The organism is Pantoea sp. B623 (assembly GCF_024814475.1).
Lineage (GTDB): Bacteria > Pseudomonadota > Gammaproteobacteria > Enterobacterales > Enterobacteriaceae > Pantoea > Pantoea ananatis.
In genome coordinates this window covers 4,418,847-4,444,783 of the sequence record NZ_JANUXM010000004.1, presented here as the reverse complement: position 1 = coordinate 4,444,783, position 25,937 = coordinate 4,418,847, and the positions used below count along the sequence as shown (strand labels likewise).

Here is a 25,937-nt window from a genome sequence, read left to right as displayed (position 1 = left end):
GGCAGTGTATGTCCGAGCAGCATATTGTCATTGTGGGTGGAGGATTCAGCGGAACGGCGCTGGCCGTTCATCTTGGTCGTCTGGGCGGCCCGGGCCTGCGCGTCACGGTCATCGAACCCCGCGCGCAGCTGGCCCAGGGCGTAGCTTACTCGACCACCGATCCGGCGCATCGCACCAACGTGCCCGCCTCGCGTATGCAACTCGCCGGCGACGAGGAAGGCAGCTTTGAGCGCTGGTTCCGTGCCTCTGCCGCATTTGCCAGGGATGCGGCGGCTGAATGGCACGACGGCACGGTTTTTCCGCAGCGCAGGCAGTTTGGCCAGTGGGTCAGTGAACAGTTTAGTGCAGTAAAACAGCATTCCCCTGTTGAGCTGTTGCATGTGCAGGACCGCGCCGTTGCGCTGCGACAAGGTACGGTCAGCACCGCATCCGGCGCACATCTCGATGCTGATATCGTGGTACTGGCCATCAGCCATCCCGCGCCTCAACTTCCCTCAGCCCTGGCTTCGCTGGCACCTCACCCTGCACTGATTGCCGATCCCTGGCGGGAAGGTGCCCTGTCACAGATTGCGCCTGACGACCGGGTTGCCATTGTGGGTACCGGCTTAACCATGTCAGACATGGTTGCGACCCTGGACCGTCAGGGACATCGCGGGCCAGTCACCGTCTTTTCCCGACGCGGTCAGCTTCCGCGTTCCAGCCTCACTGAGGACAATTTCAGCTGGCATCTTGGTATTGATTTCAGCAAACCTCTGGGCGTTCGCGCATGGCTACGCCGGATCAGACAGGAAATTCGCCAGGCGGCGGCCAGGCACATCCCGTGGCAGGTGGTGTTCGATGAGGTCCGTCACAACGGTCAGGCGATTTGGCAAAGCCTGTCGCTGGATGAACAACGGCGTTTCCTGCGACATCTGCGGCCATGGTGGGACGTTCACCGTTATCGGATTGCCCCCCAGGTTGGGCAGGTGTTAAAGCACCACCAACGCAGCGGCACACTCCGCGTGCTCGCCGCACGACTGACCGCGGCGGCGGCGTTGCCTTCTGCCGTCAGGCTCAGCCTGCAACCGCGTTCCGGCGGCGTACAGGCGCTGGAGGTGGACAAGATCATCGTCACCACCGGTCCTGCGCATGGCGCGTTGATTGAGCGCGATGCGTTACTCAACCAGCTGGCTCAGGATGGCGTTATTCAGTCCGATCCGCTGGCGCTGGGAATTCATGTCAATGCCCGGTCACAGACGCTAAACCCCCAGGGCCAGGCGAATCCTCACCTGTATGTGGTCGGGCCTGCGGCGCGCGGACGTTTTGGTGAATTAATGGGCCTGCCGCAGGTTGCCACACATGCTGAGGCCGTCGCGCGCCAGTTGCTCAACCTCACTGATGACACGCGTCATGAGCGATGTCCCCTTTCTCTGACTAATTAATTTACCCCCCTTTTTCATCCCAACGAAGTGGGCGGCCCGACAGTGCCGCATCCGCTCAGGAGTTTGCTATGCCTAAACAACGTGAAATCCGCCTTAATGCGTTTGATATGAACTGTGTGGGTCACCAGTCACCTGGCCTGTGGGCGCACCCTCGCGACCGCTCGTGGCAATACAAAGATCTGGAATACTGGACAGATTTGGCGGTCCTGTTGGAACGCGGTAAGTTCGACGGCCTGTTTATCGCCGACGTCTTGGGGATTTACGATGTTTTCAACGGAAATAATGATGCTGCTCTTCGCAGTGCCGCCCAGGTACCGGTCAATGACCCGCTGGCTCTGATTACGCCGATGGCGATGGTGACAAAGCACCTCGGTTTTGGCCTGACCGCATCACTCTCTTTTGAGCATCCCTATCCGTTTGCCCGGCGCATGTCGACGCTGGATCATCTGACCAAAGGTCGGATCGGCTGGAATATTGTTACCTCCTATCTGGAAAGCGGAGCCCGCAATCTGGGACAGGTCAGCCAAACCAGCCACGATGCGCGTTATGACTACGCCGACGAATATCTGCAGGTGGTATACAAGCTGCTGGAAGGCAGTTGGGAGGATGATGCCGTGATACGCGATCGCCAGCGTCATATTTTCAGCGATCCCAATAAGGTGCATCCCATTAATCATCAGGGAACGTTTTTCCAGGTACCGGGCATTCATCTGTGTGAGCCTTCGCCCCAGCGCACGCCTGTGCTGTATCAGGCAGGCGCATCCAGCCGCGGTAAAGCCTTCGCCGCACAACACGCCGAGTGCGTATTTGTTGCCGCGCCGTCTAAAGTGCTGTTGAAGAAAACCGTGGCCGATATACGTCGTCGTGCAGAGGAGGCCGGCCGCGATCCGCGCAGTATTCTGATTTTCAACATGCAAACGATCATTGTGGGGGAAACCGATAAAGCAGCCCAGGCCAAGTGGCAGGATTACAAACGCTATGTCAGCCATGAAGGCGCACTGGCGCTGATCTCCGGCTGGACCGGCATCGATTTCAGTCAGTACCAACCCGATCAGGTTTTTAAGCATCTGCATACCGATGCCATTCAGTCTGTTGTAGAGAGCTTCTCCACAGCCGATCCGCAGCGTGAATGGACGGTGCAAAACATGGCCGACTGGGTGGGCATTGGCGGCTTTGGTCCCCTGCTGGTGGGCAGCACAGAAACCGTTGCCGATGAACTGCAAAGCTGGGTGGAGGAGACGGACGTGGATGGCTTTAATCTGGCCTATGCCCTCACGCATGAAACCTTTGCTGATGTCGTCGATCTGCTGGTGCCGGAACTGCAAAAACGTGGCGTTTATAAACAGGATTACCAACCCGGTACGCTGCGGGAGAAGCTGTTTGCTAAGGGCGCCCGCCTTGAACATCCTCATCCCGGCGCAGGATATCGACGCACAACCTCGGTATCAGGCCGGGTTGTGCCTGCGGAGGCATCATGAAGGGATTTAACGATCTGTTCGGATAGCCCGTCTGCCGCTGAGCAGACTGACACCACGTCCCCTTGCCCGCTTATTTTACCGGATGCGTCACAGCGCACCCGGTATTTCCCTTATCTACAAAAATCAAATTAACTTATTGAAATTAAAGTAATAGTTATCACTTTTTGTTGTTTGTTTACATCGCGATTCCTGCATATAAAGGCGTCACCTGTACAGACAATAACGAGGATAAAATGAGCACATTAAATATCGATGACGATGCCGCGATCCCCTTACCTCACTCAACGCCCATTCGCTCCGTCAGCGACGTTGCAAAGTTGATTAATACGCAAAGTGAGAAAAACAGCTACGCACGCTGGATCGTGTTTCTGGCGTTAGGCGGCGTATTTCTGGATGCCTACGACCTGACCACCCTGTCTTACGGCATTGATGATGTCGTGAAAACATTCAGCTTAACGCCCACATTAACCGGACTGGTCACCTCATCCATTATGATTGGCACCATTGTCGGTAATCTGGTCGGGGGCTGGCTGACGGATAAATATGGCCGCTATTCCGTCTTTATGGCGGACATGCTTTTTTTTGTGGTGTCCGCTATTGCGGCCGGCCTGGCGCCGAACGTCTGGGTACTGATTGGCGCGCGCTTTTTGATGGGCGTTGGTGTGGGCATCGATTTGCCTGTCGCGATGGCCTGTCTGGCCGAATTTTCGAAATTTTCCGGAAAAGGGAATAAAGCGTCGCGGCTCGCCGCCTGGTGCCCCATGTGGTATGCCGCGTCTTCGGTGTGCTTTCTGATTATTTTTGGCCTTTACTTTCTGCTGCCTGCAGAGCACCTCGACTGGCTGTGGCGCGCTTCATTGCTGTTTGGCGCAGTGCCTGCCCTGCTCATCATTGCTGTGCGCAGCAGGTTTATGAATGAATCTCCGCTGTGGGCCGCAAACCAGGGGGATTTAAGCGGCGCAGTGCGAATCCTGCGCGATTCGTACGGCATTCACGCGCACGAAGATAAGCGCGCTGAGCCGGCGGCCAAACCCGTCGCCCAGACGGTCAGTTTTCGCGTCTTGTTTCAAAAACCTTACCGGGAGCGCACCGTTGTGGCGGCGGTGATGAACGCCTGTATTTCATTCGAATATACGGCGGTCGCCTTTTTCCTGCCCTCTATCCTGGCGCAGTTTCTGGGGGCGGGCGTCTTTGAAACGATCTCCGCCTCGCTAGGACTTAACGCGCTGTTCGCCTTTACCGGCGGCCTGCTTGGCATGCGTCTGGCCTGGCGATTTCCGTCACGCCATGTTGCGATTGCCGGATTTGCCCTGCAGTTTATTGCGCTGATCTCACTGGCTCTGATTGGCCATCCTGTTGCAACCTACGGCGTCGTATTTGCCATTTTACTGCTGGGGCTGTGGTTGTTTGCTGAGGGCTTTGGGCCAGGAGCGCAGTTAATGATCTATCCCGCCCTCTCCTATCCCACGCACATTCGGGCCACCGGCGTCGGTTTTAGTCGTTCCGTCTCGGGCATCGGGAGCGCGCTGGCGCTGTTCATTCTGCCCATATTGCAGGCGGCTTATGGCACCAATATGTTCTGGATCGTGTCACTGGCCGCCCTTATTCCCATCATTTTCCTGTTAGTCGTCCGGTTTGAACCCACTCGTCACGATATCGATGACCAGTCAACACACGGAGAACACCATGTCTGAGCCCGATTACACCTCACTGGCGGCGCGTTTCCGCCCCATATTTGCCCGCATCGCCGAAGGCGCTGCCGATCGCGAACGGAATCGTACCCTGCTTCACGAGCCGGTTCGCTGGCTGAAGGCGGCGGGTTTTGGCACGCTGCGTATTCCACAAGCAAACGGCGGATTGGGTGCCTCGCTGCCACAACTGTTCCGCTTACTGACCGAGCTGGCAGAAGCGGATTCTAACCTGCCTCAGGCGCTGCGCGCGCACATGGCCTTTGTCGAGGATCGTCTTAACCAGCCCGACAGTGAGGCGCGCCAGCGCTGGTTTAATCGGTTTATCGACGGTGATATTGTCGGGAGCGGCTGGAGTGAAACAGGCAGCGTTCGATTAGGAGACGTGAATACGCAGGTGTCGCCCGCCGCCAACGGCTGGCTGCTTGAGGGCGAAAAATTTTACAGCACCGGCACGCTGTATGCCGACTGGATTGATGTTTACGCTAAGCGTACGGACAACCAGCGCGATGTCATTGCGGTGGTCAGTACACATCAGGATGCGGTAGTGCGAGAGGATGACTGGGACGGATTTGGTCAACGTCTTACCGGTAGCGGAACCACGCGTTTTCATCAGGCCGTTGTGGAACCTGCCCATGTCTATGATTTCAGCGAGCGCTTCCGATATCAAACCGCCTTCTATCAGCATGTCTTACTGGCGACGCTGGCCGGGATCGGCCGGGCTATCGTGCGGGACGTGTCACAGGGCGTAGCAAACCGAAAACGAATCTACAGCCACGGTAATGCCCGTCACGTCAGCCAGGACGTGCAGGTCTTACAGGTGGTGGGACAGATCAGCAGTTGGATATGGGCAACAGATGCCGCCGTGCAGCGGGCCACGCACGCGCTGCAACAGGCTTTTGATACGCACATTCAGGGACAAGATGAAACGCAGATTCATGCCGCCAACGTCCAGGCAGAAGTGGAGGCTGCGAAGGCGCAGGTCGTGGCCGTGGATTGGGTGACGCGTGCGGCCAGTGAGCTGTTTAACGCGCTTGGCGCGTCAGATACGCGAGTGAGTAAAGCGCTGGACCGTCACTGGCGCAATGCCCGAACGATTGGCTCGCACAATCCGGTGATCTATAAAAGCCGTAACGTGGGCGACTGGGAAGTCAACGGGCGCGATCCTACCTTTATCTGGCAAATCGGCAGCGGCGAATAGCGCCCCATAACGGAGATAAAAAACCCGGCCGAAGCCGGGTTTTGGTCGCTACATGACTCAATCGAACGCTAGCTGTAAGCATGCAAAGTGCGCTGACACAGCGCGGAACGCACGCAATCCTCTTTGCCAAAACGGACAATGCCCACCATCTCGTCCTCTTCAAAACGCGCCAGCGCGTCCGCGAGACCAGAAGGCACCCCAGCGGGCAAATCGCACTGGGTTATATCGCCGTTAACAATCACCGTGACGTTTTCGCCAAGGCGGGTCAGAAACATTTTCATTTGCGCAGCGGTAACGTTCTGCGCTTCATCGAGAATCACCACTGCATTTTCAAAGGTACGACCGCGCATATAAGCAAAGGGCGCGATTTCAACTTTGCCAATTTCGGGACGCAGACAATATTGCATAAAGGATGCGCCAAGACGTTTAACCAGAATGTCGTAAACCGGGCGGAAATACGGGGCGAATTTTTCTGAGATATCCCCGGGAAGGAATCCCAGATCTTCATCCGCCTGCAGCACCGGGCGCGTAACGATAATCCTGTCGATATCCTTATGAATCAGGGCCTCTGCCGCTTTCGCAGCACTAATCCAGGTTTTGCCGCAGCCTGCCTCGCCGGTAGCGAAGATAAGCTGTTTTGATTCTATGGCGTTGAGATAGTGCGCCTGAGCTTCATTGCGGGCTTCAATCGGAGCACGATCGCGCACATCGCGCGCCATGCCAATCGAGTCCAGCCCACCCATTTGCACCAGCGAAGTGACCGATTCTTCTTCACGCTGACGATGACTGCGGGAGTCATTGCGAAGCACTCGTCTTGCTTCTCGACGCGCTTTGATCACTGCTTTCTGTCTTCCCATAGTGGCACCTTACAGTTGGTTTCATTTCCCGCTCAGGCAACAAGCCCGATGCGATTACGTGAACGCTTTAGAGGTTTCAGTTGGCTTCCTTTAGAGCCGTGACAGGCCATGACGATTGATATCCGGCAGCAAAACAGCCAGGCCGTATACCGGTAAAAAAGGAGTGAGGTTGAAAAGAGAAAACACATTGCGGTGTAAAAGCGGTTGAGGAAGAAACCTCCTCACGGGTAAATGCGATATTTTTTACTGCTGAACGGCTGTAAAAACATCTATCCATGCGCGAACTCCAGTGTGAGACATCAACACGCCCGATTACGCTTTCATAGTAAAGTGAACCATCTTATTGGTATTTTGCAACAGTATTTTCACTTTATTGAAAAATAAATATTCAACCCTGCGTTAACGCCAACCTTACTTAAATTAAATTACGCAAGTATTACAGAGAGTTAGTTTATTTTTCAATGCGGCATCAACGGTTTAAAACGGAGCGCGAAAACACAGGCGGGGGATAAAAAACCTGAGACAGAAATACGGCACGCTGGGCGGTCAGGCACAGAATGCCGTGATTAAAATTTAATCAGCTTTCAAGTAAGGACTGGCCCAAATAATGATTTTCATTGATAACGCCGGGTAATACAAAAAAGTATCCGCCGCCAAAGGGACGTATATACTCTTCCAGCGCTTCACCATTCAGACGGTTTTGTACGGTCAGAAAACCCAATTCTAAATCATGTTGATAACAAACAAACAGCAAGCCCATTTCCAACTGGCCTGACGCTGAAATACCCGCCGAATAACTGTAGCCCCGGCGCAGCATCAGGCTGCTTTCGGTCGCAGGCGTGCGCGGGTTCGCCAGCCGAATATGCGCATCCAACGCAATGACATCGCCATCAGGATCCTGGCGATAATCCGGCACGTCGTGCTCGTTTTTCATGCCCAGTGGTGCGCCGCTTAATTTCTCGCGACCAAAGATCGTTTGTTGCTCACCCAATGGCGTGCGATCCCACATTTCCACATGAAAACGGATCAACCTTACTGCCTGATAACTGCCGTGACGGGCCCACGCGGGTTCCGCCTGCTCTTCCGTTACCCACAGCAGCTTATCCATCAACGCCATGTTATGCGTATCGGGATTGGCCGTGCCGTCTTTAAAACCCAGCAGATTAATGGGCGTTTCTTTTCCCGCGCTGCGCGCGGCATGATCGGAAATAAAACCTTCCCGTCGCCAGCGAATGCCGAGCAAATCGGGCGTATGTTTCACCACATCACGGAGTGCATGAATCACCGTGTCCTGCGTGTTAGCACAGATTTGCAACAGCAGATCGCCGTGGCACTGATTTGCATCCAGAGAGTCGTTAGGGAAACGGCTCATGGCCTGCAGTTTGGCCGGCTTAAGCGCCGCCAGACCAAAGCGCGAATCAAACAGGGAATGACCGACGGAAACCGTCATCGTCAGGTTGTCCGGGGCAATCTCGGCCCCCAGAATGCCTGAATCCAGCGGCGGCAGCTGTGGGTTGGTCACCGCGGGCGCCATCCCGCCCCGGGTCAGAAACGCGATGCGCTGCGTAAGCAGTTTGAACAAACGCTGCAGTTCCTGCTTATCGCGGGTCAGCACATCGAACGCGACCAGCATCATTGACGCCTGCTGTGGCGTCGTAATGCCGGATTGATGCACGCCATAAAAGGGCTGCACTTGCTGACGCGCGTTCGGCGTTACCGTGCCGGGCGAAAAGCTGTCCGGGTTTTCGGCGGCCGCAGCATGAAACGGACACCCACCGCTGACGGCCGCCGCGCCGCCCAGCATCCCCAGTCCTTTCAATAAACGGCGGCGCGATGGCTGGCTTAACGCCTTATCCTTATCCATCATCAATCCAGGCCTAAGGTGCCACGCAGCAGAGAAAGATCTTCCGCCAGGGCAGTAATCGGCCCTTTCAGCGCGGTTCGATCGGCTGGCCTCAGTTTTTCATACGATTCATAACCCTGACCGCTGCGGTATTTATCCAGAATCGCGTCAACTTTCGCGAAATTGGCATCCACTTTTGCCAGAAGCGCTGGATTTGCCTGCTTCAGGACTGGGCGCAACAGCTCGACAATTTTTTGCGCGCCATCCACGTTCGCCCGGAAATCCCACAGGTCGGTACGGCTGTAACGATCTTCTTCGCCGGAGATTTTACTGGAAGCCACTTCTTCGATCAGCCCTGCGGCGCCGCCTACGACCTTGGCCGGGGGGAACGCCAGCTCGCTAACGCGTTTCTGCAAATCGCGCACGTCGTTGTTTAACTGCTCGGCATAGCCCGCCATATCTTTGGTGCTATTATCGGCAAACAACGCTTTCTCAAGCCGGTGAAAACCGGTGAATTTCGGGTCTTCAGCCTTTTTCTCATAATCATCTTCACGGGCGTCAATGCGACCATCCAGATCGGAGAACAGCTCAGCTATCGGCTCTATACGTTCGTAATGCTGGCGCGTGGGGGCAAACAGCGCTTTGGCTTTTTCGATATCTCCGGCTTTCACCGCATCCGTAAAGGCCTGGGTTCCCGCCACCAGCTGGTTGACTTCGTCCGTCACGTAGGCTTTGTAGGCGTTGATTGGCCCCGCCAGCTGCATCAGTTCTGTTTTACCTTTCTGCACGTTTTTGCCCGCGCCGCCCTGGACAATCAGCTTGCCTTTCGGATTCGTCAGCAGGCCGCAGGTCATTTCATATTCGCCCGCTTCAAGGTTGGCGGTCAGTTTTTGACTGAAGCCGGGCGCAATATTTTCGCGCTCCTCAACCACCATCACCCCTTTCAGGATTTCCCATTCCAGCGCCTTTTGGCTGTTGTTTTTGATCAGAAACTGAGTCTTGCCCGCCTGAACCGTCAGTGACATCGGTTCACACTGCTTGTCCGTGACACTCACGCTAACCTGTGGAATGGCTGCAGCCAGTGTGGAGCCGGAAACCGCCAGCAGCGAAGCCAGCACCGCGTGACGACGAAAACGCTTCTTCATATTTTTCCCTATTCAGTCAGAGGCGCGCCTGACGCGCCTGGTAAACGCGTTAGCGCGCAGCGGCTGAGGTTCCAGCACGTGCAGGCATAACAAACAGTAATAATGCCGGAATCAAATAAAGCAGCCAGACGGCCACTTCACTTACGCTGGGGGCTTCCTGATAACCCAGAATGCCTTCAAGCAGCGTGCCAAACAGTGAATGGGTCGATAAGGTGTTACTCATATCGAACGCCACCTGCTGAAAATGGTTCCACAGCCCGGCTTCATGAAAGGCACGGATAGCGCCAGCTGCCAGCCCCGCGGCCACCAGAAGAATAAAAAGGCTGGTCCAGCGGAAAAAGTGCGCCATATTCAGACGAACCCCGCCCCAGTAGATCAACATGCCCAGCACAACGGCCGTCGCCAGGCCAAGCACGGCCCCCAGCGGCGGCGCATAACCGACGTCCTGAGTGAAGGCGGCCAGTAAAAAGAACACTGACTCCAGCCCCTCCCGGGCGACGGCAAGAAACACCATCAGGACCAGGGCCAGGCCGCCCCCGGCTGATTTCTGTAAAGCCTGATCGACCGCCTGCTCCAGTTCCAGCTTGATATTGCGCGCCACCCGGCGCATCCAGAACACCATTGAGGTCAGGATGACGACCGCGACCACCGCAACAATGCCTTCAAAAAGCTCTTGCTGCTTCTGAGGAAACTCCCCTGTGGTTTGGTTGATGACGATGCCCAGCGCAAGGCAAAGCGCAGCGGCAATAAACACGCCCGCCCACATGGCAGGGAACCATTGTGTGCGCTGCGTCCTTTTCAGGTAGCTGGCAATAAGGCTCACGATGAGCGCTGCCTCCAGGCCTTCACGCAGCATGATGAGAAAGGGAACAAACATCGCCGACCTCTTGAATGTTAAGCAGCGTCAATGGGACGTAAATTTACGTAAAAACGAACGATACCGATTATCATTACCACTCAGAAAAAAACAAGTTCCTCCGTGAAATAATTTCGTAACTGTCTGTGCCAGACGCAGGCCAAAAAAAAGCCCGCCCTTTACAGGGCAGGCTTTTCAACACGTTCGCGCCTTATTTAGTCTGGAATTCTGCCTCGGCAGCATCGAAGCGTTCAATGGCCGCTGCAGAAGGTTCCCGGCCTGCCAGGCTGAAGACCACAATGGCGATACTGGCAAAAATAAAGCCCGGAATGATTTCATACAGGCCGAGCCAGCCATACTGTTTCCATACCAGTACCGTGACCGCACCGACAATCATTCCCGCCAGCGCACCGTTGCGGTTCATGCGTTTCCAGCACACGCCAAACAGGACTACCGGTCCAAATGCCGCGCCAAAACCGGCCCATGCGTAGCTGACCAGGCCTAACACCCGATTTTCGGGATTCGACGCCAGCGCGATGGCCACTAACGCTACCAGCAGCACCATGAGGCGCCCTACCCAAACCAGTTCTTTCTGGCTGGCATTCTTGCGTAAAAAGCCTTTGTACAAATCTTCCGTCAGCGCACTGGAGCAGACCAGCAGCTGGCAGCTGAGCGTGGACATGACCGCCGCCAGAATGGCAGACAGTAAAATACCGGCAATCCACGGATTAAACAGAATACGTGCCAGCTCAATAAAGACGCGCTCTCCATTCTGTGAAACGCCCGCAGCCAGAGAAGGATTATTGTGGAAATAGGCGATCCCAAAGAAGCCCACGGCCACCGCGCCCGCCAGACAGAGAATCATCCACGCCATGCCGATACGGCGCGCGGTACGAATGGAACGATGTGAATCCGCCGCCATAAAACGTGCCAGGATATGAGGCTGACCGAAATAGCCCAGTCCCCAGCCCAGCAGTGACAGCACGGCCACGAAATTCAGGCCTTTGAACATATCCACGTTTTCAGCGTTTTTGGCCTCAATCACTGCCATCGAATCGCTCCAGCCACCCACGGCGATGACCACGATGACTGGCGTCAGGATCAGCGCGAAGATCATCAGGCTGGCCTGAACGGTATCCGTCCAGCTCACCGCCAGGAATCCGCCCACCAGGGTATACAGAATGGTGGCGGCGGCACCGGCCCAGAGGGCGGTGGAGTAATCCATACCAAAGGTGCTTTCAAACAGACGCGCGCCCGCTACCACGCCTGATGCGCAGTAGATAGTGAAAAACACCAGAATCACCACGGCAGAAATGACCCGCAAGATTTTGCTGCGATCTTCAAAGCGGCTAGTAAAGAAGTCAGGCAGCGTCAGGGCATTATCATGATGTTCCGTCTGAACCCGTAAGCGCCCCGCGACAATCTTCCAGTTAAACCATGCACCAATAATCAGGCCAATAGCGATCCAGCTTTCAGAGATACCGGAAAGAAAAATGGCACCCGGCAATCCCATTAGCAACCATCCACTCATATCGGAGGCTCCAGCGGACAGCGCAGTCACGACACTGCCCAGGCTGCGTCCGCCCAGAATATAGTCGTCGAAGTTTTTCGTTGAGCGCCAGGCAATAAAACCGATCAGCACCATCCCAAGGATATAAATTAAAAAGGTCACCAACATTGGCGTACTTACTGTCATTTGTTTCTCCGTTATTATCCGATCTCTTGAGAGAAATCTTTTTCCTGCCCCCCTCGGAACGTGAAGGCGTCAGGCTGTTACCGCATCAAGAGAAAGCGATTTCCCTTAAGGCGCGGTATCCTGCCGTAAAGGCACGGCGCACACAATGCATTTAACACATCCGTCACATCAGTTTCACCTCTCAATCCCTTTTTAATGCTCACAGGTTGCGCCCGCTCACAATAAAGTTGCACCTTTGCAATGATTTCACCCTTTAAATTGAATGGGGTTGCAACTTTGGCGAGTTTTTTGCAGCAAGATTTGTGCCGCTTTTAAATGTTAATTAAAAAAGGGGTTTCAAAGTGTGCAACCGAGGTCACATTTAACCTGGTTGCACAAAGTTGCAACATGGGTAATAGTGCAGCCCATGCTCTGGTCAAAACCGTTTTAAGGAAGAGAAAATCATGGGAACAACAACCATGGGGGTGAAGCTGGATGAAGCCACCCGCAACCGTATTAAACTGGCGGCGCAGAAACTCGATCGCACGCCTCACTGGCTGATTAAACAGGCGATCTTTAATTATCTGACCCAGTTAGATGCGGGTGAAACGGTGGATGAGATCCCCCTGCAGCTTAACGACTCAGCGTCCGATGAGCTTGCCCCGGAAGAGATGGTTCAGCCCTTCCTTGAATTCGCCGAAAACATTTTGCCGCAGTCGGTCGCCCGCTCTGCGGTGACAGCCGCCTGGCGCCGTCCTGAAACTGATGCGGTTCCCATGTTGCTTGAGCAAGCGCGCCTTCCCGCCGCACTGGCAGAAAAAACGCAGCAGCTGGCGCACCAGCTGGCCGACAAGCTGAGGCACCAAAAAGGGGCGACCGGCCGTGCCGGCATGGTGCAAAGCCTGCTGCAGGAGTTTTCACTCTCCTCTCAGGAAGGTGTGGCATTAATGTGCCTGGCCGAGGCTTTGTTGCGTATCCCGGATAAGCCCACCCGCGATGCGCTGATCCGCGACAAGATCAGCAACGGTAACTGGCAGTCACATCTTGGCCGCAGCCCGTCACTGTTTGTGAACGCCGCGACGTGGGGACTACTGTTTACGGGCCGTCTGGTCTCAACGCACAATGAAGTCAACCTGTCGCGCTCGCTCAACCGAATTATTGGCAAGAGCGGCGAGCCGCTCATCCGGAAAGGCGTGGATATGGCGATGCGCCTGATGGGCGAACAGTTCGTGACCGGTGAAACCATCGCCGAAGCCCTGGCCAACGCCCGCAAGCTTGAAGAAAAAGGCTTCCGTTACTCCTACGATATGCTGGGTGAAGCCGCCCTGACGGCCAGCGATGCCAAAGCCTATCTGGTTTCTTATCAGCAGGCGATTCACGCCATTGGTAAAGCCTCAAACGGTCGGGGCATCTATGAAGGCCCGGGCATTTCTATCAAGCTGTCCGCACTCCATCCGCGCTACAGCCGCGCGCAGTATGATCGGGTGATGGATGAACTGTATCCGATTCTGAAGTCGCTGACCCTGTTGGCCCGCTCTTACGACATCGGCATTAACATTGATGCGGAAGAGGCCGATCGTTTAGAGCTGTCTCTCGATATGCTGGAGCGGTTGTGTTTTGAACCCGAGCTTGAAGGCTGGAACGGCATAGGTTTCGTGATTCAGGCTTATATGAAGCGTTGCCCGTTTGTGATTGATGAGCTGACAGATCTGGCCCAACGCAGCCGTCGTCGTCTCATGATTCGCCTGGTGAAAGGCGCTTACTGGGACAGCGAGATCAAACGCGCCCAGGTGGAAGGGCTGGAAGGCTATCCGGTTTATACCCGTAAGGTGTACACCGACATTTCTTATCTGGCCTGCGCCCGTAAACTGCTGGCAGTGCCCAATCTGATCTATCCGCAGTTTGCCACACATAACGCGCACACGCTGGCCGCGATCTATCAACTGGCGGGCAATAACTATTATCCCGGACAGTATGAGTTCCAGTGCCTGCATGGCATGGGTGAACCGCTCTACGATCAGGTGGTAGGCAAAGTGGCAGACGGCAAACTCAATCGTCCCTGCCGCATCTATGCCCCCGTAGGTACACATGAAACCCTGCTGGCTTACCTGGTGCGTCGCCTACTGGAAAACGGTGCGAATACCTCCTTTGTTAACCGTATTGCCGACACGTCCATGCCGATAGACGAGCTGGTCGCCGATCCGGTGAGTGAAATTGAAAAACTGGGTGCCAGCGAAGGCACCCTGGGCCTGCCACATCCAAAGATCCCGCTGCCGCGAGACTTATATGGCAGCGACCGGGTTAACTCTGCGGGTCTGGATATGGCTAACGAGCACCGCCTTGCTTCCCTGTCCAGTGCTCTGCTGAGCGGCGCGAGTGAGCCTTATCTGGCACAACCGCTTATTGACGGCCCTGCTGGTAGCGGAGAAAGCCAGAATGTGGTGAATCCGGCCGCGCCGTCGGACGTCGTCGGTACCGTTCGCCATGCCTCAGAACAGGAGGTTTCCCAGGCCATTGAGGCGGCGGTCAATGCCGGTCCTATCTGGTTTGCCACTCCGCCGCAGGAGCGCGCGGCCATCCTTGAGCGTGCAGCCCAGTTAATGGAAGGTCAGCTACAGCAGTTGCTGGGCATTCTGGTGCGCGAAGCCGGTAAAACCTACAGCAACGCCATTGCCGAAGTGCGTGAGGCCGTGGACTTCCTCTATTACTATGCTGGCATCGTCCGCCTTGATTTTGACAACGAAACGCACCGCCCACTGGGACCTGTGGTCTGTATCAGCCCGTGGAACTTTCCGCTGGCCATTTTTACCGGTCAGGTCGCAGCCGCGCTGGCGGCCGGAAACAGCGTGCTGGCGAAGCCTGCCGAGCAGACGCCGCTGATTGCCGCGCAGGCCGTTGAGATCTTACTGAGTGCCGGTGTCCCGGCTGGCGTCGTGCAACTGCTGCCGGGCCTCGGTGAAACCGTGGGCGCACAGCTCACCGGAGACGAACGCATTCGTGGCGTGATGTTCACCGGCTCCACGGCGGTCGCCACCCTGTTGCAACGTAATCTGGCAGGTCGGCTGGATCCCCAAGGCCGCCCCACTCCGCTGATTGCTGAAACCGGCGGCATGAATGCCATGATTGTCGATTCATCCGCCCTGACAGAACAGGTGGTGATAGATATCGTCGCCTCGGCCTTCGACAGCGCGGGTCAACGCTGCTCTGCGCTGCGTCTGCTGTGCGTTCAGGAGGACGTCGCGGAACATACGTTGAAAATGCTGCGTGGCGCGATGGCGGAGTGCCGTATGGGCAATCCGGAGCGCCTGTCCACCGATATCGGCCCGGTGATCGATAAAGAGGCCAAAGCCAACATTGAGCGCCATATTCAGGCCATGCGCAATAAAGGCTTTAAGGTGTTCCAAACGGCGCAGGATCATCCACAGGACAGCAAAGAGTGGGCAACCGGAACTTTTGTGAAACCGACGCTGATTGAACTGGATAAGGTTAGCGATCTGACGCAAGAGGTATTTGGTCCGGTGTTGCACGTTGTACGCTTCACCCGCAGTGGCCTGCCGCAGTTGATCGAACAGATTAACGCCTCGGGCTATGGGCTGACGTTAGGCGTCCATACCCGCATTGACGAAACCATCATGCAGGTCACCGCAGCGGCCAAAGTGGGCAATCTGTACGTTAACCGCAACATGGTTGGCGCGGTGGTGGGCGTGCAACCATTCGGCGGCGAGGGGTTATCCGGTACCGGTCCGAAAGCGGGTGGCCCGCTTTATCTGTATCGCCTGCTGGCGAATCGCCCGGACAACGCACTCAGCACCACCCTCGCCCGTCAGGATGCTGAGCGCCCGGCCGACCATGCCCAGCGTCAGCTGCTGCTGGCAGCGCATCAGGCATTGAACGAGTGGGCAAAAGATAAGCCTCAGCTGTCTTCACTGTGCCAGCATTATGCCGAGCTGGCTCAGGCAGGCACGGTACGCCTGCTGCCCGGTCCAACAGGCGAACGCAATACCTTCCTGTTGCTGCCGCGTGAGCAGGTACTCTGTCTGGCGGATAACGAGCAGGATGCTCTGATTCAACTGGCGGCGGTCACCAGCGTAGGCAGCCAGGCACTGTGGCAGGACGATGAGCTGCACCGCGCACTGCTGGGCACCTTACCGGCGGCGGTGAAAAACCGCATTACGCTCTCCAACGATCCCCTGTCTGCGCATTTTGACGCCGTTATCTATCACGGTGATGCCGACCAGCTCCGCAACCTGTGCGAACAGGTTGCGGCGCGCGAAGGTGCCATCGTGTCGGTGCAGGGTTTTGCGCGCGGCGAAACTAATCTGCTGCTGGAACGTCTGCTGATTGAACGTTCGCTCAGCGTTAACACCGCAGCCGCGGGCGGCAATGCCAGCCTGATGACAATCGGGTAACGTCCTTCAGACCGATCGCTTACGTTAAAGGTTCATGCCCGGGCATGAACCCTTTTTTTGCGCGGAGCATTGGGCGATATATGGACGGCCCTGGCATGATGAAACAGGTCGGCTGGGCACAGGTGGTGATCATGTTGCGGGGCAACGCCTCACGCTGGCTTGACGGGGTGGAAGGGATTGATCGTATTCACCTGATTCTGGGAGTGACGATTTTTCTGGTGTTTCCGTTTACCCGGCTTATGCACATCTGGAGCGCGCCGGTCGAGTATTTCACGCGACGCTATCAGGTGGTACGCGCGTAACTAAGCCTGACCGCAACCCGTCCCGCTATCAGCGGCCGGGTTCATTGCGCTTTTTACATCACGCCTTTTTCTGTTCCCGCATCCTGCGTGCCCTGCCCCGGTTACGCCGCCGGGTACGCAGGCCGTTTTATCAGCGTCGGGAAGCGAAACAACGCGCGCCCGACGCCATGATTTGTCAGCGACCAGACGGCAACGGACGCCAGTGAGCAGAGGGCGACAATGACCAGCGGATAGAGGCAGGCCCACAGCCACGAAAACCATGCCAGCGCAAAGAGCTGGTGGCGCTGCGCAAACAAAATGGCCGTCATGCCGAAATACTCAATAAAGATGCGATGCAGGACGTAAATAGGCAAGGTGTGACGGCCAATCCAGTTGAGCCACGCCATGCTACTGACCTGATTTAACCCGCGACAGGCCGCCACGCTGATGAGGATGGCAAGAACAGATAAGAAGAGGCTTCTGTCGAAATCGAACAGAGCGGGCAGGCCCGCCAGCAGCAGCAGCAGTAACAACCACGGCAGTCCGTTTTGCCTTCGCCACTCGCTTAAACGCAGTATCTGCGAACACCAGAACGTGCCTAGCATGAAGAAAACAAAATATTGCGCCAGACTCTGCGGGCCCCAGTAGGGAATGATTTTTTCAACCGCCAGATAATTAAGCACTGCGGCCATAAGCAATAAAGGCAAGCTGTAACGTTGAAAAAGTTTGGCAAGAAGAAAGTAGATCCCCAGGGCATATAAATACCATGAGGTGCTCATCGCCAGAAACGTCAGCGTCAGGAACTCAGAAAAGGTTCCCGCATAGGCCGCATTGATATTTTGTGAAATACGCTGCCCGGTAATTTCCGTTGAAATGCCCGTAATGGCCCCCCACTGAATGGCTCCCCACAGCAGATAGAGATAAAACAGATTTGTCATCCGGCTGGTCGCGATATGTATCCAGGGGCGGTCAATGATGGCATTTCTGGCCAGTAAACCCGACACAAAGAAAAACGCGGGCATGCGCAGCGGCGATAATAACGTATTAAACTGCACCCACATCTCTGCCACCCATTCACCTGCGGCCAGATCTTTCACCCGGCTTTCAAAACCGGGTAACACCGTGTGATACAGGACGACCAGCAGGATACAGATTCCCTTTAGGGTATTAATCCATGCAATATCTTTTTTTTCACTTTTCGTCATCAGGCTTTTTCCGTCGCTGTGTCATGTGCAAACAAGTTATTCGAACTGCCGACGTTATCATTATACGAAAAGTATTCCCTATGCTCGCACTCCTGAATGTAGCGAAAGTCTTAAAGTCCCCCTCCAGGAAGGGTTTAAAACCGTACTTTACAATACAGGATGTTTTCTGACATTTATCCCGGATTTAATTTCAACGCAGGTAATCGTTGTCAGACGACGGAATAAATAAGGTGTTCTTATCTGAATAAATAAGAAATGTCCAGGTGTTGGTGCCCGTTAAGCATCAGGTCACTTATTAAATCAGTTGGCCTGGGTCGCGCAGGACAGGCGAGGTATTTTATTCCCTGGCCCTACGCTGTTGCGTGAACGCGCGCTGCAAAAGCCGTGCGGCGCTATGCAGGCATCCTGCCGCAAAGGCCCCAATGCCCCGCGCATCCTGCCCCTCAGATCCATGACTTTATCGTTGCGGCAACAGATAAACGTTTCATCGCGCGATGCCACACCGCACGATGACGTCCCGGCGAATTTTCACACTCAACGCTTGCTTAACCTTATTTCTGGCTTTATGTCAGGTCAGGTGACTCATCTTAAGTACAGGTAACGTTACTGTGCGTGTTTGATTAGCGCGAGTGACTTATTCAGCCAGGTAAAATCGTTCGTTTATGCCCTTTTCGGCTAAATTTTTCCCTGCAATATTGCCTGTATCTTTATTTCAGGTTCGAATATCACCTTAAAAAAGACAGGGCGTGGATAAAACACCGCTAAACGTTATTCGCTTAGGTGTTCCTTTCGGAAATATCGCTGACAGGTGAAAAGTGCATTTTTAGGTTTAGGTTTAGGTTTAGGTTTAGGGGTGATTTTTTTAATGTCGACTCGGCACGCTGTGTCTGAATGGCTCTTCCAGACTTACTTACCAATGGAATCTCAATATGAAGCATGCGCATTATACGCCCGTTTCCACCACCGCGACCGTTAACAACCAGCAGATACTGGCAAACGACTGGGGCACCCTGACCAAATACGATATGACCTATGTCCGTTCCGATGGGACAGAACAGCGTTTCACGCGTGAAGCTTACGATCGCGGCCACGGTGCGACTATTCTGCTCTACAACCGCGATGACAGAACGGTCATCCTTACCAGCCAGTTCCGCCTGCCTGCGTTTTTGATCGGTCATCACTACGAACTGATTGAAGCCTGCGCCGGTTTGCTTGATGAGCGGGACCCGATTCAGGCAATAAGAAGTGAAGCCGAAGAAGAGACCGGATATAAGCTGAATGAGGTCACTAAGATTGGCGAGATATTCATGAGCCCGGGTTCCGTTACTGAGCGTCTGCACTTTTTCATCGCCCCTTTTACCCGCGAAATGCGGATTAACGAGGGCGGAGGCCTTGCTGCTGAAGGTGAAGATATCAAAGTCATTGAGGTGCCGATTCAAGAGGCGCTTGCGATGATTGATGCCGGCATCATCATTGACGCGAAAACCATTATTCTGATTCAGCACCTGGTCATCAAAGGCATTTGTCTCCCGGCATAACACGGCACGCGAAGAGCAGCCTCAACATGCAGTGTCCCTTCCCCGACCAGAGGCGACTGAGGCTTCTCGCCCTGTCAGCTGACGCGACAGGAACAGGCTAACGGGGGAGAAATGCTCACTCCCTGCGGTGCCCGCCAGAGAAAGGATACGAAACGGGCCAGCATGCTGGCCCGGTACGTCAGGATGATGAGGCTTGGGTTTCTGGCTGCCGTTTACTGATTAAACGTGGATGAATAAACAGCATCCGTCCCGGCCCCCGGTTCAGCAGCGACCAGACCATCAAAGACAGGAGCGTGCAGACTGCCACGCCGGTTAACGGCATCAGCAACGCCCATGCCCAGCTAAAACCCGCGTTGCCAAACCAGCCGTAGTGCAGCGCCAGTGAGATGGCGCTCAGCCCCACCAGTTCGATAAAGATACGGTGCAAAACATAAATCTGCAGCGTGTTACGCCCTATATAGTTCAGCCACGCCATATTGAAATGCGCATTAAGAAAACGGCACAGCACAATACCAAAGACGATGGTCAGCAGGCTGTAGAACGGGTTTTTATATATGCCGCCCAGATGATGGGCAATGCCGATCGCCGCGATTGCGCCCAACCAGAGCCAGTGACGACCTTTTAAACCGCTCAGTTCGATTAACGTTGCGCTAAAAAATACGCCCAGTAAGAAATAGAGATAGTTCTGTGCCACGCTGGCCGGGCCCCATCCGGGGATCAGGCTAAACTGCGCGGCGTAGTTTGCCGCTATTGCCGCAGCCACCAGCAGCATCTTCTGCCGATGGAAAAGTTTAGTGACCAGAAAAAACCCCGCCAGAGCATACAGGTACCACAGGCTGGTCATCGACAGCATCAGCAGTTTAATAAACTCCATTGGCGAATCCGCATAGGCGGCGTTTTTGCTGCTGGACAGCCGCTCGCCCAGGTGGGTTGAAATGTAGTGGATACTCAGCCACTGGATTACGCCCCACAGCAGATACAGGTAAACGATGTTGCTGAACTTTTTAGTGAAGACCGCTTTCCAGCGTTTATTGATCACCGAGTTACTGGCCAGCAGGCCGGATACAAAGAAAAATGCCGGCATCCGTAAGGGGGAAAGCCAGGTATTAAACGCCACCCACGCATGAGCCGGTACGATACCGGCTGTCAAATGATGAAGCGCTGGCGCGAAGGTTGTAATGATGGAGTGATGCAGTACCACAAGTAAAATGCATCCCCCTTTTAGGGTATTGATCCAGAGGATTTCCTTCCTGGGTTGGTTCATTATGTCTTCCCGATCGTGCAATGAATTTGTGAAGAATTATTAATATTTAGCGGGAAGTCTAAATCAGGCGGCTCTTAAAAGTTACAATCTGTTACCTCAGGACGCGAGATGATGACAAATAACCCTTAAAATCAGTTAATTAAATCTATGCAAAATGTAAATTTTCGGAAGAAACTGAGAAGAATAAAGGTGGGAGACAGCGCAATAAGCGCCGCCAACTTCTGGCGGCACCGGGTTTATTGATTAAGAAATTTATTCAGAAACTGCCGGGTACGCGGCTCCTGAGGATCGCTGAAGAGTGCCTTAGCAGGGCCCTGTTCAACAACACGGCCCTGATCCATAAAAATGGCGCGGTCGGCGACGTCGCGGGCAAAGCTCATTTCGTGCGTCACGATAACCATGGTGCGTTTTTCCTGAGCCAGTGCGCGAATGGTGTTCAGTACTTCACCCACCAGTTCCGGATCCAGCGCAGAGGTCGGTTCATCAAACAAAATGACTTCTGGCTGCATCGCCAACGCGCGGGCAATGGCGACACGCTGCTGCTGACCACCGGACAGGCGCCGTGGGTAGCTGTCTTCCTTGCCATTGAGTCCAACTTTTTCAAGCAGGCTGCGCGCGCGGGCAACCGCGTCCGCTTTCGCTTCCCGCTTCACAATCACCGGACCTTCAATAATATTTTCCAGCACCGAACGATGCGGAAATAAATTGAAGTTTTGAAAGACAAAACCCACCTGCTGACGCAACAGCCGCACCCGCTCTTTCTGTCTGTTCATGCCCAGGCTGGCGTCAATGGTGATATCACCCACTTTAATGCGGCCAGCATCCGGGACCTCAAGGAGGTTGATGCTGCGCAACAGCGTGGTTTTACCTGAGCCACTGGGGCCGATTATCGCGACGATTTCGCCCGGGGCGACATCAAGATCGATGCCGTGCAGTACCGTTTGTCCGTTAAACTTTTTCACCAACTGGCGAACTTCAATAGCACTCATTTCGCCTCCTGATCCTGACGATTAACGTGCGCTTCCAGTCGGTTCTGCAATGCTGACAGTACGGTTGCCATCACCCAATAGATCAGCGAAGCCGCCAGATACATGGTGAACACCTCCAACGTGCGTGAGGTAATCAGCTGCGCCTGACGAAACAGTTCCGGAACCTGGATCGTGGCAGCCAGCGAAGTATCTTTTACCAGACTGATAAAGCTGTTACCCAAAGGCGGGAGTGCGGTACGGGCGGCCTGCGGTAAAACAACCCGACGCAGCGTTTGCCACGGCGTCATGCCGATACTGGCCGCCGCTTCCCACTGGCCGCGCTCGATGGCCGCAATCGCGCCGCGCAGCGATTCTGAGGCATAGGCCGCCATGTTAAGCGACAGCCCAATCATCGCCGAGGGAATGGGATCCAGCTCAATGCCAAACTGCGGCAGACCGTAGTAGATCATAAACAGCTGGGCGATAAGCGGCGTGCCACGAAAGATGGACACGTAGATACGCGCCAGCCAGTTCACGGGCCAGAAGCGGGACAGGCGCATCAGCGCCAGCAAAAAGCCCAGTATCAGCCCGAAAAACATACCGCCAATACTGAGCTGCAGCGTGAACAGCGCGCCCTTAAGAAGAAAGGGTGCTGAGTCCAGCACCAGTTGTAAACTTTCCTGCATTATTTAGTAACGTCCGCGCCAAACCATTTTTCTGACAGCTTTTTAAGGGTGCCGTCTTTCTGCATTTCCGCAATGGCCTGATCGATCGCCTTCAGTAAATCTTCGTTGCCCTTACGCAGCGCAACGCCCGCTTCCAGACGCGAGAATGCCGGACCGGCTACCGCCATGGTATCGCCCGTTTTCTTCACCAGATCCAGAGCAGCCAGGCGATCCACCAGAATCGCATCAACGCGACCAGAACGCAGATCCTGATATTTGGTTGGGTCATCATCATAAGTGCGGATATCCACACCTTTTACGTTCGCGCGCAGCCACTGCTCGTAGTTGGTCCCCAGGCCCACACCGACTTTCTTCCCTGCGAGGTCTTCTGGCTTAGTGATGCTGCCCGCGTTTTTCTTCAGCGTCAGCGCCTGCACGCCAGAAATCGTATACGGCGTAGAGAAATCATATTTCTTTTTACGCTCATCGGAGATCGTCACCTGATTGATGACCACATCGATGCGTTTCGAATCCAGCGCCGCTAACATGCCATCCCACTTGGTTGGCTTCAGGACGGCTTTAACCCCCATGTGTTTGGCCAGATCCTGAGCAAACTCCACTTCAAAGCCCGTCAGCTTGCCCTTTTCATCCTGAAAACTGAAAGGAGGATAGGTGCCTTCCAGACCGACGCGCAGCTCGCCTTTGCTTTTAACCTGCGCCAGTAAATCGTCTGCCGCAAACGTTTTAACGCTGAAGCCTGCCACCAGCGCAACCGCCATCATTCCCGTCACCACCTGGCGACGAATCTGTGAGAAAGCCATGTTTACCCCGTTTATTATTTGTAAGTGAGCTGTTGAGCGGCGCATCACGGCCTGCCGCTCTGTCATTATGGGCGTTATTTTACCTAAGGCGTTAAAATAACGGCTGAATTATAACCCTTTTTTGCGCTGCGTCTCAGACCGAAGGGTGATAAGCAAATAACGCTGGCGCGCCGCCTGTATGCACAAACAACAGCGGCCCTTCCCGGCGAAAACGATTCTGGTTGATACCATCGATCAGGCCCGCCATGGCTTTACCGGTATAAACAGGATCGAGAAAAATCCCTTCGAGACGCGCCAGCAGTTTGATCGCTTCCATGCCTTCTTCATTCGGCTCGCCGTAGCGCGGAGCAAAATAGTCATCCCATAGCGTGACCGGTGCCTTCGCCTCTAGGGCTAACTGCGTTGCCAGGGCCTGGCGTAGTGCGTCAACCTTAGGCCGTTGCTCAGCGACGTTACGCGATACGGTTACGCCAACCAGCTCAGTTTCCGGCAGCAGCTGTTCCAGCCCAACCGCCAGACCGGCATGCGTTCCGGCACTGCCTGATGCGACCAGGACTGCCGCAAAATCCACCACCCCTTCGCTCTGATGAGCAATCTCCTGGGCACATTCCACATAGCCCAGCGCCCCCAGCGCATTCGAACCGCCCACCGGCAGAATGTAAGGCCGGAAGCCCTGCGCTTCAAGCCGCTCCGCCTGTTCCGCCAGTTGCGCGGCAGGTTGGGTCAGCGCATCGACCATCACCACCTCGACATCCATGAGATCCAGCATCAGGCGGTTGCCATTGGTCAGGTAGTTTTCACTGTGCGTTGCTATCGGGTTCTCCAGCAAGGCCACACATTTCAGGCCGAGTTTGGCTGCAACGGCCGCCGTTTGACGCACATGGTTAGACTGAATGGCGCCAGCGGTCAGCAGCACGTCAGCGCCTTCACGGAGGGCATCCGCGGCTAAAAATTCCAGCTTGCGCAGCTTGTTACCGCCCATAGCCAGCGGTGTCACGTCATCACGTTTGATAAAGATGTCACGACCAAGATAGTCAGATAAACGCGGCAGATATTCCAGCGGCGTGGGCGCGCCCAGAAGTTCGATACGAGGAAACTGATGGATAAGATGTAAGGACAATGCGGCCTCCCGTTGGGCACAAGGCAGTGATCTTTACAGTGTTACAGAAGATGCGGAAAGGATCATCCTGAATTCAAATGCGCGGGAAAAGAGAGGGCAGCCTGCTGCAGCGCAACATCCCCATTTTCCCCCGCGAAGTGGGAAAAATGGGGGTGGGAGACATCATGTCAGTGGCAACGCTCTCTGACATTTCACTGTGTCCCTTAACGTTGCTGCCAGCCTAAAAACTGGTCGTACTTTCGCAGCGCAATACGATAATTATTATTGCCAGCATCAGGTAAGTCTTCTTCCAGGCATTGATGCCAGCTATTGCCTGTCAGTTTTTCAGCCGGAAAGTTTCTGGCTTTCAGCATATCGTCAAGCCGACGTAAGCGAACCACGTATTCACGAATCGTGCTCGGGCTCATTTCCGTCTGTTCGAACAGATATTGTTTAAACGCCATAATGTCAAAGTAGTTAGGATGTGTATTACAAAAAATATCGCTGCAAAAACGGCAAAGCGCCGTTAATTCAGGCTGAAGTTTTAGCCAAAGCGGCTCATCAATCATTTGGTCCATGCGTGCGATGGCCTCTTTATTGATGATCTGACCTCGGAAGACCAGCGCCATACGATCTAAAACTTTGCCACAGTGTGAACAATTGGTTTGGCTGTGTTTGTAGTCTTTAAGATAACGACTTAAAGGTCTGGCTTTGGTTTTGGCTCCCACTGTTGAGTCCCCGATTTCTTATTATTTATAGATCGCCAGGAACTGAGCCTTCTAGCGCGCTCCCGTAAGTCGGGCACGCAAGCGTTTTATCGCCTGACTGTGCAGTTGGCTGACTCGGGATTCCCCCACGTCAAGAACCGCGCCAATCTCTTTCAGATTCAGTTCTTCCTGGTAGTACAGTGTCAGCACCATCTTTTCGCGTTCGGGCAAGGCCTCGATCGCTTCAATGACGCGTTCACGCAGACTCCCTTCCATCAACTGATGAAGTGGATTGGCCTCTTCGTGCCCTTCCGTCACCAGTTCCGCACTGTCACCGTGTTCTTCCCGATACTCGTCGTACGAAAAGAGTTGGCTGTTGTTGGTATCCAACAGAATCTGCCGGTACTCTTCTATCGAAACATTCAACTGTTGCGCGACTTCCTGCTCAGAGGCAGCGCGGCCCAGCATCTGTTCAACCTGATGCATGGCTCCCGCAACCTCGCGAGCATTTCGTCTGACGCTACGTGGTGCCCAGTCCCTGCTGCGAAGCTCATCAAGCATGGCTCCACGGATGCGCTGTACTGCATACGTGGTAAAGGCGGTACCCTGGAGTGCGTCATAGCGCTCCACCGCATTCAACAGACCAATGCCCCCGGCTTGAAGCAGATCGTCAAGTTCAACACTGGCTGGCAGGCGGACCTGCAAGCGCAGTGCTTCATGACGTACCAGTGGTACGTAGCGCTGCCAGAGCGAATGTTTGTCCATCACGCCTTCGGCGGTATAGAGATCGTTCACGTTGACTACCCTGCGTTAATG

At 54.8% G+C, this 25,937-nt stretch carries 19 protein-coding genes and 1 pseudogene; 7 read left to right on the top strand and 13 right to left on the bottom strand.

Translation table 11 applies throughout. The features are described from left to right. Positions 1-8 precede the first annotated feature (8 nt). The 4 genes from NXS97_RS22490 to NXS97_RS22475 all read left to right on the top strand — a co-directional run bounded on the left by NXS97_RS22490 (position 9) and on the right by NXS97_RS22475 (position 5,788). On the top strand, positions 9-1,421 hold the full coding sequence (locus NXS97_RS22490) for an FAD/NAD(P)-binding protein (RefSeq protein WP_022623270.1): 1,413 nt from the start codon (positions 9-11) through the stop codon (positions 1,419-1,421). Positions 1,422-1,489: 68 nt separating this feature from the next. Continuing rightward, positions 1,490-2,899, top strand: a complete 1,410-nt coding sequence (locus NXS97_RS22485; RefSeq protein WP_116219773.1) for an LLM class flavin-dependent oxidoreductase — start codon at positions 1,490-1,492, stop codon at positions 2,897-2,899. A gap of 233 nt (positions 2,900-3,132) precedes the next feature. Further along, a complete protein-coding gene (locus NXS97_RS22480; RefSeq protein ID WP_259232803.1) occupies positions 3,133-4,593 on the top strand; it encodes an MFS transporter in 1,461 nt (486 codons plus the stop codon). Further along, positions 4,586-5,788 (top strand): acyl-CoA dehydrogenase family protein, encoded by a 1,203-nt coding sequence (locus NXS97_RS22475; protein WP_024471527.1) that lies wholly within the window; start codon positions 4,586-4,588, stop codon positions 5,786-5,788. Before NXS97_RS22480 ends, NXS97_RS22475 begins: the two co-directional genes overlap by 8 nt. A gap of 68 nt (positions 5,789-5,856) precedes the next feature. Here NXS97_RS22475 and phoH read toward each other — a convergent pair whose 3' ends face one another. From phoH to putP, 5 genes are all read right to left on the bottom strand, one after another. Further along, positions 5,857-6,645, bottom strand: coding sequence for a phosphate starvation-inducible protein PhoH (gene phoH, locus NXS97_RS22470; protein ID WP_013026125.1), 789 nt, complete (start codon positions 6,643-6,645; stop codon positions 5,857-5,859). A 577-nt stretch (positions 6,646-7,222) separates the two neighbouring features. Continuing rightward, a complete protein-coding gene (gene efeB, locus NXS97_RS22465; protein WP_028715243.1) occupies positions 7,223-8,512 on the bottom strand; it encodes an iron uptake transporter deferrochelatase/peroxidase subunit in 1,290 nt (429 codons plus the stop codon). Next, a complete protein-coding gene (efeO, locus tag NXS97_RS22460; protein WP_116219774.1) occupies positions 8,512-9,633 on the bottom strand; it encodes an iron uptake system protein EfeO in 1,122 nt (373 codons plus the stop codon). Before efeO ends, efeB begins: the two co-directional genes overlap by 1 nt. A 49-nt stretch (positions 9,634-9,682) precedes the next feature. Continuing rightward, positions 9,683-10,510 (bottom strand): iron uptake transporter permease EfeU, encoded by an 828-nt coding sequence (gene efeU, locus NXS97_RS22455; RefSeq protein WP_013026128.1) that lies wholly within the window; start codon positions 10,508-10,510, stop codon positions 9,683-9,685. A gap of 190 nt (positions 10,511-10,700) precedes the next feature. Further along, entirely contained in the window at positions 10,701-12,185 is a 1,485-nt protein-coding gene (putP, locus tag NXS97_RS22450) for a sodium/proline symporter PutP (RefSeq protein ID WP_014593920.1), read from the bottom strand. Between the two features lie 443 nt (positions 12,186-12,628). Here putP and putA point away from each other — a divergent pair, with 443 nt between their 5' ends. After that, positions 12,629-16,573 (top strand): trifunctional transcriptional regulator/proline dehydrogenase/L-glutamate gamma-semialdehyde dehydrogenase, encoded by a 3,945-nt coding sequence (gene putA, locus NXS97_RS22445; protein WP_116219775.1) that lies wholly within the window; start codon positions 12,629-12,631, stop codon positions 16,571-16,573. A 74-nt stretch (positions 16,574-16,647) separates the two neighbouring features. Next, a pseudogene (locus NXS97_RS22440) lies at positions 16,648-16,875 on the top strand (respiratory nitrate reductase subunit gamma); the annotation flags it as partial. A gap of 101 nt (positions 16,876-16,976) precedes the next feature. On the opposite strand, the gene NXS97_RS22435 reads toward NXS97_RS22440, so the two are convergent. Beyond that, on the bottom strand, positions 16,977-18,059 hold the full coding sequence (locus tag NXS97_RS22435; protein ID WP_116219776.1) for an acyltransferase family protein: 1,083 nt from the start codon (positions 18,057-18,059) through the stop codon (positions 16,977-16,979). Between the two features lie 929 nt (positions 18,060-18,988). Between NXS97_RS22435 and NXS97_RS22430 the strand changes: the two genes are divergently transcribed. Next, positions 18,989-19,597, top strand: coding sequence for an NUDIX domain-containing protein (locus NXS97_RS22430; protein ID WP_013026133.1), 609 nt, complete (start codon positions 18,989-18,991; stop codon positions 19,595-19,597). A gap of 178 nt (positions 19,598-19,775) precedes the next feature. Here NXS97_RS22430 and NXS97_RS22425 read toward each other — a convergent pair whose 3' ends face one another. The 7 genes from NXS97_RS22425 to NXS97_RS22395 all read right to left on the bottom strand — a co-directional run bounded on the left by NXS97_RS22425 (position 19,776) and on the right by NXS97_RS22395 (position 25,916). After that, positions 19,776-20,861: an acyltransferase family protein gene (locus NXS97_RS22425; protein WP_014605584.1), complete on the bottom strand. Its 1,086-nt coding sequence runs from the start codon at positions 20,859-20,861 to the stop codon at positions 19,776-19,778. 236 nt (positions 20,862-21,097) lie between these two features. After that, positions 21,098-21,850, bottom strand: coding sequence for an L-cystine ABC transporter ATP-binding protein TcyN (tcyN, locus tag NXS97_RS22420; protein WP_013026135.1), 753 nt, complete (start codon positions 21,848-21,850; stop codon positions 21,098-21,100). After that, positions 21,847-22,515 (bottom strand): cystine ABC transporter permease, encoded by a 669-nt coding sequence (gene tcyL / locus NXS97_RS22415; protein ID WP_013026136.1) that lies wholly within the window; start codon positions 22,513-22,515, stop codon positions 21,847-21,849. Before tcyL ends, tcyN begins: the two co-directional genes overlap by 4 nt. Then, positions 22,515-23,315, bottom strand: a complete 801-nt coding sequence (gene tcyJ / locus NXS97_RS22410; RefSeq protein WP_014605583.1) for a cystine ABC transporter substrate-binding protein — start codon at positions 23,313-23,315, stop codon at positions 22,515-22,517. The genes tcyL and tcyJ overlap by 1 nt, the downstream gene beginning before the upstream one ends. Before the next feature lie 133 nt (positions 23,316-23,448). Further along, on the bottom strand, positions 23,449-24,435 hold the full coding sequence (locus NXS97_RS22405) for a D-cysteine desulfhydrase (protein WP_013026138.1): 987 nt from the start codon (positions 24,433-24,435) through the stop codon (positions 23,449-23,451). A gap of 203 nt (positions 24,436-24,638) precedes the next feature. Continuing rightward, the gene (fliZ, locus tag NXS97_RS22400; RefSeq protein WP_013026139.1) at positions 24,639-25,142 is read right to left on the bottom strand and encodes a flagella biosynthesis regulatory protein FliZ; all 504 of its coding nucleotides are present in this window, start codon (positions 25,140-25,142) and stop codon (positions 24,639-24,641) included. A 51-nt stretch (positions 25,143-25,193) separates the two neighbouring features. Then, a complete protein-coding gene (locus NXS97_RS22395; RefSeq protein ID WP_006118887.1) occupies positions 25,194-25,916 on the bottom strand; it encodes an RNA polymerase sigma factor FliA in 723 nt (240 codons plus the stop codon). Positions 25,917-25,937: the final 21 nt, after the last annotated feature.

Bases quoted from the DNA above. Each gene is read 5' to 3' on its own strand.
- NXS97_RS22490 (WP_022623270.1), top strand. From the start codon at position 9: ATGTCCGAGCAGCATATTGTCATTGTGGGTGGAGGATTCAGCGGAACG.
- putA (WP_116219775.1), top strand. From the start codon at position 12,629: ATGGGAACAACAACCATGGGGGTGAAGCTGGATGAAGCCACCCGCAAC.
- NXS97_RS22480 (WP_259232803.1), top strand. From the start codon at position 3,133: ATGAGCACATTAAATATCGATGACGATGCCGCGATCCCCTTACCTCAC.
- NXS97_RS22435 (WP_116219776.1), bottom strand. From the start codon at position 18,059: ATGACGAAAAGTGAAAAAAAAGATATTGCATGGATTAATACCCTAAAG.
- tcyJ (WP_014605583.1), bottom strand. From the start codon at position 23,315: ATGGCTTTCTCACAGATTCGTCGCCAGGTGGTGACGGGAATGATGGCG.
- NXS97_RS22425 (WP_014605584.1), bottom strand. From the start codon at position 20,861: ATGAACCAACCCAGGAAGGAAATCCTCTGGATCAATACCCTAAAAGGG.
- efeO (WP_116219774.1), bottom strand. From the start codon at position 9,633: ATGAAGAAGCGTTTTCGTCGTCACGCGGTGCTGGCTTCGCTGCTGGCG.
- tcyL (WP_013026136.1), bottom strand. From the start codon at position 22,515: ATGCAGGAAAGTTTACAACTGGTGCTGGACTCAGCACCCTTTCTTCTT.
- NXS97_RS22430 (WP_013026133.1), top strand. From the start codon at position 18,989: ATGAAGCATGCGCATTATACGCCCGTTTCCACCACCGCGACCGTTAAC.
- phoH (WP_013026125.1), bottom strand. From the start codon at position 6,645: ATGGGAAGACAGAAAGCAGTGATCAAAGCGCGTCGAGAAGCAAGACGA.
- NXS97_RS22485 (WP_116219773.1), top strand. From the start codon at position 1,490: ATGCCTAAACAACGTGAAATCCGCCTTAATGCGTTTGATATGAACTGT.
- efeB (WP_028715243.1), bottom strand. From the start codon at position 8,512: ATGATGGATAAGGATAAGGCGTTAAGCCAGCCATCGCGCCGCCGTTTA.
- tcyN (WP_013026135.1), bottom strand. From the start codon at position 21,850: ATGAGTGCTATTGAAGTTCGCCAGTTGGTGAAAAAGTTTAACGGACAA.
- NXS97_RS22475 (WP_024471527.1), top strand. From the start codon at position 4,586: ATGTCTGAGCCCGATTACACCTCACTGGCGGCGCGTTTCCGCCCCATA.
- efeU (WP_013026128.1), bottom strand. From the start codon at position 10,510: ATGTTTGTTCCCTTTCTCATCATGCTGCGTGAAGGCCTGGAGGCAGCG.
- putP (WP_014593920.1), bottom strand. From the start codon at position 12,185: ATGACAGTAAGTACGCCAATGTTGGTGACCTTTTTAATTTATATCCTT.